Origin of the sequence: Arachidicoccus sp. (assembly GCF_050436765.1) — a bacterium.
Classification (GTDB): domain Bacteria; phylum Bacteroidota; class Bacteroidia; order Chitinophagales; family Chitinophagaceae; genus Arachidicoccus.
Genome location: NZ_JBNQGD010000222.1, coordinates 1 through 11177, shown reverse-complemented (window position 1 = coordinate 11177; position 11177 = coordinate 1). Strand labels below are relative to the sequence as shown.

The 11177-nt window shown below is 36.9% G+C and carries 10 protein-coding genes and 1 pseudogene; 5 read left to right on the top strand and 6 right to left on the bottom strand.

Annotated elements, in window-relative coordinates:
• Positions 1–325: pseudogene (locus ACQR30_RS09875) on the top strand (hypothetical protein); the annotation flags it as partial.
• A 27-nt stretch (positions 326–352) separates the two neighbouring features.
• Here the strand turns inward: ACQR30_RS09875 and ACQR30_RS09870 are convergent.
• The 4 genes from ACQR30_RS09870 to ACQR30_RS09855 form a co-directional block, all read right to left on the bottom strand.
• On the bottom strand, positions 353–1294 hold the full coding sequence (locus ACQR30_RS09870) for a bifunctional riboflavin kinase/FAD synthetase (protein ID WP_429734544.1): 942 nt from the start codon (positions 1292–1294) through the stop codon (positions 353–355).
• Between the two features lie 430 nt (positions 1295–1724).
• Positions 1725–2978 (bottom strand): methionine adenosyltransferase, encoded by a 1254-nt coding sequence (gene metK, locus ACQR30_RS09865; protein WP_429734542.1) that lies wholly within the window; start codon positions 2976–2978, stop codon positions 1725–1727.
• 101 nt (positions 2979–3079) lie between these two features.
• Positions 3080–3583: a hypothetical protein gene (locus ACQR30_RS09860; RefSeq protein ID WP_429734540.1), complete on the bottom strand. Its 504-nt coding sequence runs from the start codon at positions 3581–3583 to the stop codon at positions 3080–3082.
• Positions 3584–3671: 88 nt separating this feature from the next.
• Positions 3672–4487, bottom strand: coding sequence for a glycogen/starch synthase (locus ACQR30_RS09855; protein ID WP_429734538.1), 816 nt, complete (start codon positions 4485–4487; stop codon positions 3672–3674).
• Between the two features lie 88 nt (positions 4488–4575).
• On the opposite strand from ACQR30_RS09855, the gene panC reads away from it, so the two are divergent.
• Positions 4576–5421: a pantoate--beta-alanine ligase gene (panC, locus tag ACQR30_RS09850; protein ID WP_429734536.1), complete on the top strand. Its 846-nt coding sequence runs from the start codon at positions 4576–4578 to the stop codon at positions 5419–5421.
• A gap of 84 nt (positions 5422–5505) precedes the next feature.
• Positions 5506–6759, top strand: a complete 1254-nt coding sequence (locus ACQR30_RS09845) for an MFS transporter (RefSeq protein WP_429734534.1) — start codon at positions 5506–5508, stop codon at positions 6757–6759.
• Here the strand turns inward: ACQR30_RS09845 and ACQR30_RS09840 are convergent.
• A complete protein-coding gene (locus ACQR30_RS09840; protein WP_429734532.1) occupies positions 6742–7116 on the bottom strand; it encodes an STAS domain-containing protein in 375 nt (124 codons plus the stop codon). The genes ACQR30_RS09845 and ACQR30_RS09840 overlap by 18 nt on opposite strands.
• A 213-nt stretch (positions 7117–7329) precedes the next feature.
• Here ACQR30_RS09840 and ACQR30_RS09835 point away from each other — a divergent pair, with 213 nt between their 5' ends.
• Both ACQR30_RS09835 and ACQR30_RS09830 read left to right on the top strand, forming a co-directional pair.
• On the top strand, positions 7330–9855 hold the full coding sequence (locus tag ACQR30_RS09835; protein ID WP_429734530.1) for an ATP-dependent Clp protease ATP-binding subunit: 2526 nt from the start codon (positions 7330–7332) through the stop codon (positions 9853–9855).
• 554 nt (positions 9856–10409) lie between these two features.
• Positions 10410–10652 (top strand): Sec-independent protein translocase subunit TatA/TatB, encoded by a 243-nt coding sequence (locus ACQR30_RS09830; RefSeq protein ID WP_429734528.1) that lies wholly within the window; start codon positions 10410–10412, stop codon positions 10650–10652.
• Between the two features lie 75 nt (positions 10653–10727).
• On the opposite strand, the gene ACQR30_RS09825 is transcribed toward ACQR30_RS09830, so the two are convergent.
• The coding region (locus ACQR30_RS09825; protein WP_429734526.1) for a hypothetical protein at positions 10728–11177 on the bottom strand (450 nt) is incomplete at its 5' end.

Below are 11177 nucleotides of genomic sequence, written 5' to 3'. Positions count from 1 at the left end.
CGGCCGCATCTACGAAGGCACCAGCAACATGCAACGCCTCACTATTGCAAGAGCCGTGATAAAAAATCCGCCAATTTTGATTTTAGATGAAGCTACCTCTTCTTTAGATACCGAGAGTGAACGCTTAGTACAAGACGCCATCAATAAAATGATGCAGAACAGAACATCTTTAGTAATTGCGCACCGCTTAAGTACCATTCGTCATGCCGATGAAATCATTGTATTGAATAAAGGAGAAATCGCCGAACGCGGCACACACGATGAATTAGTAAATAAAGAAAACGGCATTTATAATCGATTGGTGAAAATGCAAGAGGTGAAATAAAGAAGGAAACTTAAAGGTCGAAACGCATTAGAACCCTACTTCTTTCAAACATGACAATGCAGTTTCTTTGTCTTTTGCCAATTGCGCTATCAATGCATCCAAATCTTTGAATTTTATTTCATCACGCAGACGGGTAATCGTTTCTACCTGCAGCGTTTCACCGTAAATATCCAAATCAAAGTCAAAAATATTTACTTCAATGGAAAGCTTTGTCCCATCTACAGTCGGACGCTTGCCTATGTTAAGCATGCCTTCAAAACTTCGACCCTCTTTATCAATAACACGAACCGCATAAACGCCATTTGAAGGGATTAGCTTATCCTCTCCCATTATTTGTAGATTAGCCGTTGGATAACCAATTGTTCGGCCTAGTTGATCACCGCGAATGACTTTACCTTCAAAGAAAAAATGATATCCCAGAAACTGGTTAGCCACTTCAACCTCACCATTCATCAATGCTTCGCGGATTTTCGTCGAACTGATAATTACTTCATTTAATAATTTTTCCGGTATCTCTTTTACCCTAAACCCCAACTGCTTTCCATAATTTTCGAGCGTATGATAATCTCCCGTACGGCCCTTACCAAAACGGTGATCATAACCAACAATAATTGTATGTGCATGGACCTTTTTCATTAAAAACTCTTGAACATATTCTTCTGCCGTTTGTGCAGCAAAGGCCTCATTAAAAGGCACTACCACAACATTATCTACGCCAAAACTCTCTAATAATTTTATTTTTTCCGCAAGTGAATTTAATAAATGAAAAGGCTTCTGTTCTTGATGAATAATTTTTCGTGGATGGGGGTAAAAGGTTATAATAACGGTTTCTCCATTTATTTTTCTAGCTTCTTCTTTAAGTTGCGCAATAACCTTTTGATGCCCCAAATGAACACCGTCAAATGTGCCGATAGTAACTATCGCATTATTAAATTCAACAAGATTATTTAGGTCGTAAAAAACACGCATAAGCAAATTTACATTATGTAATGATTATTTATCAACTATCTCATTATTGTTTTGAAGTAAATCATCACCCGCAGCGGAGCTCATGAGTCGGGTTTCAAAAATCATAAACGCAGCTAACAGCAATGCCTTACTCCGTTTTTTTGTGCCCCGGTTAGTTCCTAATCAAAAGAGTATCTTTAAACCGTGCTTTTTTATATTTATGCTTGCATTAAGACTATGAGTACAAAATAGGCTTTGCGCCGAAGGGGTATTTCGTCTGCACTGTTGGTTAGCATAGTCCTGATACCATTGTCAGTATATCTTTTCACCCGGCTAGTATTGTTTATCGCTTTCATCCACAACTCACAATTTTCGACGAATTGATTTTATGCCCTATTTTATAAATGCCGACAACTTTATTGTCGGCATCTATCACTAGAAATCTTTTTATTTATTTTATTTTAAAAGCTTTTTTTACTTTGCTTACATAGTCCAATTTTTCCCAGGTAAACAATTCTACTTTTTTCTTAAGTATTTTACCATCGGGTGAGCGAAATTCTTTGGTCACAATTTCATTTTTACGCCCCATATGACCATAAGCAGCAGTCTCACTATAAATTGGATTGCGCAATTTCAAACGAGTTTCAATAAAATAAGGACGCATATCAAACAATGATTCTACGGCTTTTGAAATTTCGCCATCGGTCATTTCTACATTGGCTGTCCCATAAGTATTTACGTAAATACCCATTGGTTTTGCGACTCCAATTGCATAAGAAACTTGCACCAACACTTCATCTGCAACGCCGGCAGCCACTAGATTTTTGGCAATGTGTCGTGTAGCATATGCCGCCGATCTATCTACTTTACTTGGGTCCTTTCCACTAAAAGCACCACCACCATGAGCCCCTTTTCCACCATAAGTATCTACAATAATTTTTCTGCCCGTTAGGCCTGTATCGCCATGTGGGCCACCAATCACAAATTTACCGGTTGGGTTAACGTGAAATTTTATTTTATCATTAAAGAAGTGTTTGTAAGCCGGATATTTTTTTATCATTCGAGGAATTAAAATAGTTTTAATATCCTTCTCAATTTTAGCTAACATCTTCGTTTCGCTATCAAAATCATCGTGCTGTGTCGAGATAACAATCGCATCAATACGAACCGGTTTATTGTTATCATCATATTCTAATGTAACCTGGCTTTTTGCATCGGGGCGTAAATATTTTATGGCTTTATTTTCGCGGCGCAATGCAGCCAATTCTATCAAAAGCGTGTGGGCCAAATCGAGTGCCAATGGCATATAATTCTCTGTCTCATTAGTAGCGTAACCAAACATCATTCCTTGGTCGCCCGCGCCCTGATCTTCCTTTTTCTTTCTATCTACTCCCTGATTAATATCAGCGGACTGTTCATGAATAGCAGACAATACGCCGCAACTATTGGCTTCAAACATATAATCGCTTTTAGTATAGCCGATTTTGCGAATTACACTGCGAGCAATCTCTTGAACATCCAAATAAGCTCTGGATTTTACTTCTCCGGCCAATACCACTTGACCAGTTGTCACCAATGTTTCACAGGCAACTTTACTATTGGGATCAAAAGCCAAAAAATGATCAATTAACGCATCAGATATCTGGTCTGACACTTTGTCTGGATGTCCCTCGGACACGCTTTCAGATGTAAATAGATAAGGCATAGATATATTTTATGAGAGGATTAATTTGTCATTATTGGTGAATAAACATTGTGCAATCTAAGTCTTTTTGAGGAATCTGCTATAGATTCTACAAGTCTAATTTATCCAGTAGCAGCATAATCAAGTGCATTCGATCTTTTCGTTGCCGAACTTATATACCCCACGGACAAACGAACAATTAATGCTGCATTATAAACAAAATCGTCTACAGTCGGTGTTGCACTCATCACTGCATCACCGCGGTATTTTTTTATGTAATTGGAACTTGCAGAATAGGCGTTGGATCGGGAATAAACGACACTTATATCTGTCTCCGCTCCATTTGCTTTAGTAGATTTATAATAAACTGCTGGTTTAATATTGATACTTATTAAAACAATAGGCAATAAGGTATTGCCTACAGCTTCTGGGACGACTTTAAATCCTTTATAAACCCGACAGCAGGTACTGCCTGATTTATATTTTTCATTAAAACGATAACCCTTCAAAAACCGATTGCCAAAAGCACTATTATGTTTTAAACGCAATTGACGATGTATTGTTTTCGTACAAGCTATAATATCAATTAGGTTCAAATCTTTAATCCAAATTAATTTTTGCTTCACTATTCGCTCTTACTATCAATGGAAAAAATAAGGTTAAAAAAACTCATAGAAGTTAAATATAAGCCCGCCTCTTACAATTTCGTAAACACTAAGGTGCAATCTCGTTATACAACTCCAAATACTCTGTTAGATCAGTGTCCCAGCCCTTAAAAGGTAATATTTTTTTACCTTTTGATTTAGAAAATTCGGCGACTGTTTTTTTATCAATGCCATCTGAAGCGAATATAATCCCATCTGCATAGGAAGCTCCGCCTTTACTCAATGCACTATTGTCGGCTGCCTTAAAAATCTCCAAATCCTTAGGTTTTACATTTGAATTAATAGCAGCTAAGGAAATAAAATCTTTATCCAGTTTTTCCTCAAAGGTATTTGGCGCTAAAGAGTATAAAACTTTGCTATTAGTAAAAACGGGATCTTTTTTGTAAGCTGTTTTTATGTACAACGGGATTAAACTGGTCATCCAGCCACTGCAATGAATCACATCAGGAGGCCAACCAAATTTCTTAACTGTTTCCAATGCGCCCTTACAAAAAAAGATAGTACGAAGACCATTATCATCAAACCATTTCTCTTCTTCGTCGTGAAAAACAAATTTTCGTTTGAAGAACTCATCATTATCTAAAAAATAAACCTGCAACCTTGCATTTGGCAATGAAGCGACTTTTATTTGAAGAGGATAATCATCATTCCCGACAGACACATTGATACCTGAAAGTCTCACGACTTCATGCAAGCGGTGTCTGCGTTCGTTAATAACACCAAAACGTGGCATAATGCATCTTACCTCTAATCCTGAATCGTTGCTCTTTATTGCCAATTTATTTATTATTTCCGCATATTCTGTCAACTCTAAATAGGGTGACATTTCTGTAGAAATAAACAAAATTCTTTTTTTATTAGACATTCTTAACCAATTTTGTCCTGAAATAGGTCTGCAAAGGTAGCGAAAATACTCTAAATCAAATTATTCCTATTCATTTAAACGAAAAACGATGATTGTATTCAAACAAATTGCCGACTTACAAAAACACCTGCAGTCTTTGAAAAAAGAGAACAAGCGGGTTGGCTTTGTTCCGACGATGGGCGCATTACATCAAGGGCATTTGTCGCTGATAAAACTCGCGCAATCTTTTTCCGATATCGTTGTTTGTAGCATCTTTGTAAACCCAACACAATTCAACGATAGTAAAGACTTTGATCAATATCCCATTACAATTGAACAAGATATTTTACTCTTAGAAAAACAAAATACCAACATCCTTTTTTTGCCCTCTATTAGCGAAATTTACCCAAAAGAAAAACAACCGCTTTCAACTTATCATTTGGGCGTAATTGAAACTGTTTTGGAAGGATCATTTAGGCCAGGGCATTTTCAAGGGGTATGCCAAGTGGTAGACCGATTATTGGAAATAGTAATTCCTGATAATCTCTTTTTAGGGCAAAAAGATTATCAACAAGTAATGATCATTCAAAAAATGATTGAGCTCAAAAAGCATTCTACAAAAATAATAATTGGGGAAACACTCCGGGAAAAAACTGGGCTAGCCAATAGTAGTCGCAACCTTCGCTTAAGTGAAAATGAAAAAAAGAACGCCACGGCCATTTATCAATCTCTGCTTTTTATAAAAGAAAATATCGATAAAAAACCTATCTTAGAACTGCAGCAAGAAGTCTCGGATAGATTGCTCAACTCAGGCTTTAAGCATATTGATTACATTGCTATTGTAAATGCAAAAACATTGCAATCTATCGCAACTTTCAACAAGGAGGTTCCCACAATAGCACTTATAGCGGCTTTTATGGGCGAAGTTCGACTAATTGATAATCTTATTTTGTAACGCGGATTTTTGTTTTGAATTTCTATAGTAGATTTGCGCTCTAAAAGTAAATGTTTAAACACCGATATTTGGCAACAACACAACATGAAGTCTAAAAAACCGAATAGTTTACAAAGATATTTCTTACAGCAAAAAGCATTGTTTCATCGTAATTACAGATTATTTATGGTGGGGCAAACACTATCACTTATAGGGACTTGGATACAACGCATGGCCATGATCTGGCTTGCCTACCAATTGACCGGATCAGCATTTATCCTGGGCGTAGTAGGCTTTTGCGAACAAGTTCCTATTTTCCTGATTGCACCATTCGCGGGGGTATTTGCAGACAGATGGAATAAACACAAAGCTCTTTGCCGCATCGAAATGCTTGCATTGATACAGGCTTTTATACTTGGTATAATAACGCTATTAGGCATTGTACACATTTGGCATATTATTATATTAAGCCTTTTTCTGGGCATCATCAATGCATTTGAAGTTCCCGTAAGGCAATCCTTTGTGGTAGAAATGGTGGACAGAGATAAAGACGCTCTTTCAAATGCTATTGCACTCAACTCCACAGTATTCAATCTTTCCAGACTCATCGGCCCATCAATAGCAGGCATACTAATAAGTGCGGTAGGCGAAGGTTGGTGTTTTATGGCAAATGCATTAAGCTACGGGACCGTATTAATATCGCTATTAATGATGAGAATTGTCACTTCAAAAACATTTGTAAAAGAAAGTGGGCATGTATTGAAGCGATTAAAAGAGGGAGTTGATTATATTAGGGGAAGAGAATCAATGCGCAATTTGCTTTTTTTACTAGCAATTGTAAGTTTTTGTAGTGCTTCCGTTAAAACATTAGCTCCAGTCTTCGTAAAAAAGGTTTTAGGCGGCGATGCCAGTACGTTGGGGTTTTTAATGGGCGCCGCAGGAATAGGAGCAATTGGAGGGGCACTATATTTAACTAAGAAAAAATCAACTGCACTCCTGCAACGCATTATATCATACACCGGAATTCTACTAGGCACTGCCTTATTGTGTTTCGCAATTTCTAAATCATTAATGCTCTCCCTTATTTTCGTCTCCTTCGCCGGGTTAGCACAAATGATGCATACTGCCTGCACAAACACTTTACTACAATTGCAGGTAGATGACGATAAACGCGGGCGCGTGATGAGTTTTTATACGGTATGTTTACAAGGCACAATGCCATTCGGAAGTTTAATTGCAGGGACTTTAGCAGGCATATTTGGCGGCCCTTGGGCAATGTCTGTAATGGGAATTATATGCTTAACCGGCATTCTTCTATTTCGCAATAAAAGAAAAAGAAGATCAATCCCCGCTCAATAATTCCCTTTCAATCTCTTCCATTTGTACAATATCCCATGCCTCACTTTCTGTAGGTGTGATATTTAATGCTTCTATTAAATGCAACTCTTCAAATGTATGTAACACATCTGGCTGAATATTACAAAGCACAAAGGAGGTTTCATTTTTGTAAGCTAATTGATGCAAAATAGCCAAGTCTATCAATGCCTGATTTTCCGCTTTAACTATTTTTTGAAAGTCAATAATTACATTTTTAGCAGGTTCATGAAACTTTTTCGTGACGATACTTGTAAGTTCTTCTGCCATATTAACAGAAAAAAGAGTATCCTCAAGTCTGGCAACGTAAAATATTTCTTTGGTATCAACTTTGACTTTCATAAATAATAAAATTAAAAGATGGGTAAACTTACTTCGTAAAACTCAATCAAAGGTAAATTCAATACATCAAAAGTTGGTGTTTAATAGTGGCATTGATAATTTTTATAAAAAATAATAATAATCGTGCAAAATATCACAAAGCAACCGTACCTTAACGATGTAAAGGAGTAAAACAGTTTTTTGCGAAATTACGTATATCATAAAAACATTATCATGGACAGTAATTTTTCACCACAAGTAAAAGAGATTATCACCTTCAGCCGCGAAGAAGCTTTGCGTTTGGGTAACGATTTTATCGGCACCGAACATCTGTTGTTGGGCCTGGTAAGAGAAGGTGACAACGCCGCTATACGTATATTGAAACAACTCAATATAGACTTATACGAATTGCGCAAACAAGTAGAAATGGCCGTAAAGGATAAAACCGGCAAAAATATTGGCGACATCAACAGCCTCCCATTGACCAAGCAGGCTGAAAAAGTAATTCGCATAACCGTTTTAGAAGCCAAGGCTTTAAAGAGCCCACAAATAGAAACGGAACATTTGATGCTTTCTATTTTAAAAAACAAAGAGAATATCGCTACGCAAATCCTCAACCAGTTTGACGTAGATTATGAGCTGTTTCGCAATGAAATAGGCATTGTGAGAGATGCAGAAACTCGTTCGGAATTTGATGAACACGAAGAAGAATTTGACGATGAAAAACGTAGCTTCGGGTCCCAACGAACGGCTCGTCCCGCTGCAAGTAGTACAAAAAGTCGTACTCCGGTATTAGACAATTTTGGTAGAGACATCACGCGACTCGCTGAAACCAATCAACTTGATCCGATTGTTGGGCGTGAAACCGAAATTGAACGCGTATCACAAATTTTGTCTAGAAGAAAAAAGAATAACCCCATTTTAATTGGTGAACCTGGTGTGGGTAAAACAGCTATTATAGAAGGCTTAGCATTGCGCATTGTTCAACGAAAAGTAAGCCGTGTATTATTTGACAAACGTGTTATTTCTTTAGACTTACCTGCATTGGTTGCCGGCACTAAATATCGTGGACAATTTGAAGAAAGAATGAAAGCGATAATGAACGAGTTAGAGAAAAATCGGGATGTAATTCTTTTCATAGATGAAATGCATACGATTGTTGGAGCAGGGGGCGCCAGTGGCTCTTTGGATGCAAGTAATATATTCAAGCCCGCATTAGCTCGCGGCGATTTGCAATGCATCGGTGCCAGCACCTTAGATGAATACAGAATGTATATTGAAAAAGATGGTGCCCTAGACAGACGTTTTCAAAAAGTACTAATAGAACCACCAAGCGTTGAAGAAACTATTCAAATACTTAACAATATAAAAAGCAAATACGAAGAGTATCATAGTGTCGAATACGATGCAGAAGCAATTGACGCTTGTGTGAAATTAAGTGACCGTTATATGACTGATCGTCTATTGCCCGATAAAGCAATTGACGTATTGGATGAAGTGGGCGCACGCGTGCATCTAAAAAACATAAATGTCCCTCAAAATATTCTTGATTTAGAAAAGCAAATTGAAGAAATAAAAGTTGAGAAAAACAAAGTAGTTAAAAATCAACGTTTTGAGGAGGCTGCAACATTGCGTGATACCGAGAAAAAATTGGGGGAAAGCCTTGAAAAAGCAAAAAGTGACTGGGAAGAGGAAACCAAAAACAAACGTTACCCTATTACAGAGGATTCCATTGCAGAAGTAATTAGCATGATGACCGGCATTCCTGTGAAACGAATGGTGCAGGCAGAAACCGAAAAGCTTCGCAAAATGCAGGAGGATATGGGTGCAATGGTAATTGGTCAGAGTGATGCTATTAATAAAGTAGTCAAAGCCATCCAAAGAAATAGAGTTGGACTTAAAGACCCCAGAAAACCAATTGGGAGTTTTATTTTTCTTGGACCTACGGGTGTTGGAAAAACCGAGTTGGCCAGAGCACTGGCACGTCATCTGTTCGATTCTGAAGAATCATTGATAAGAATTGATATGAGCGAATACATGGAAAAATTTTCTGTAAGTCGCTTAATAGGGGCACCTCCCGGATATGTTGGCTATGAAGAAGGAGGGCAATTGACAGAGAAAGTTCGCCGTAAACCATACAGCGTAATACTGTTAGACGAAATAGAAAAAGCCCATCCCGACATTTACAATATTTTGTTACAAGTATTGGATGATGGCGTTTTAACGGACGGATTAGGTAGAAAGATTGATTTTAAAAATACTTTAATCATCATGACCTCTAACATCGGTGTTCGTCAATTGAAAGAGTTTGGTGATGGTGTTGGATTTGCGACTGCGGCACGCGTTTTAAATCAGGAAGAAAACAATAAAGCAGTTATAGAAAAGGCCTTGAAACGCACTTTCTCTCCTGAATTTTTAAACAGGATTGATGATGTCATTATCTTTAATTCTTTAACCAAAGAAAATATTTTCTCTATCATAGACATTTTGATGCAGAAAGTTTATGGGCGCTTAAAAACAATGGGATTGGAGTTGGAACTTACAGAAGAAGCAAAGAATTTCATTTCTGACAAAGGATATGATGTCCAGTTTGGTGCCAGACCATTGCATCGAGCTATTCAGAAATATTTAGAAGATGCTCTTGCTGAAGAAATACTCAACCATTCTGTAAAAGAGGGTGATGCTTTAACGGCAAAATTTGATAAAGAAAAAGAGAAAATTTTCTTTGAAATAAAGAAAAAATCAAAAAGCCGCGTTTAGACCATAGCGCAATATTTTAATTTAGAGAGGAGTTTCATTCATCAACAAGTGAATAGAACTCCTCTCTCCTACTACAGGATGAACACTATCTGGTCACCCAGCTAAACTCAGAAATTTCCGGGGTAGTCTTATAAAAAACCAAAAAATCGTTTATTCGTTGATTCTATTGAAAGATCGAACCTGAAAAATTGTATAATACGCACTATAGTTAATAAATGATCGCAAGCAACAATAGCATTGTTGTTAATTCTCCGTTAGTAATTATTTTCATTTAACGTCAGTGAAATTCCTGGTGCAAATCATACCCAAATTTGGACGATCAAAAATAGAAGAGGTCAAATTATGCCCATTAAATAAAGGATTATGACAAATCTCATTAGGAAATGAATTCCCAGAATTTACTTATAACGGATTCTAAACGAAGAAGAAACAAATAAATATTTTAAAATTACAAATCAGCTTACGTTAAAATGTTTTTATTTTGCTTATAAACCAAAATAGTTACTACCTTTGCAAATGAGTCAAATGATATAATCAACTTTAAATTTTGAATAATGGGAGAGCTTAGTTTTGAAAAATTATTGATAATTGCCATTGTAATAATGGTATTGTTCGGTGCGAAGAAAATTCCTGAATTAATGCGGGGTTTAGGTAAGGGTGTGCGCGAATTTAACGATGGCAAAAATGGTATACTAAAAGATATTGAAGGTAAAGTTAATACCACTGCTCCTGACGCAACAGCGGCTACAAAACAAACAAGCACCATTACCGACGTAGAACACGAACCGGTAAAGTAGGAAATAAGAAAATATATACTTAAAAAGGACTGCCTGTGAATTATAATTTACAGGCAGTTTTTTAATTAATTTCCATCAATCGAAATTAATCAGGATCTTATCCCAAGAGGTTTTCTTAATACTATCTAACAACATCCAGTTCGCGATAATAGATAAGGCAAGGAAAATAAAGACTACGGTAGTAAATGTGAAAATTAGATACTGCAAAAGCGCTAAAACACCTAATAACAATGTCTTAAAAAAACTCCTCATAAAATTACTTCCATTACCACCTGATTCTTGAATGTCGGAAAAGGGAAAAGAAGCTTCCTGCCAATAAAAGGTTATTGCCGCCACCAACACCACATTAGATATACCCAACAACAAATTGGGCAAAGATACCCAACCAAAAAACCAAATAGCACCAATGCCAAAGATGACAACAAAAGGCAAATAAAATTTCACTATTACCGATTTAAATGCACCCGCCAATATCTTGCCAGGCTCCTGAATCGGAGTGGTATAAAATAGCCAGGCGGCTTTACT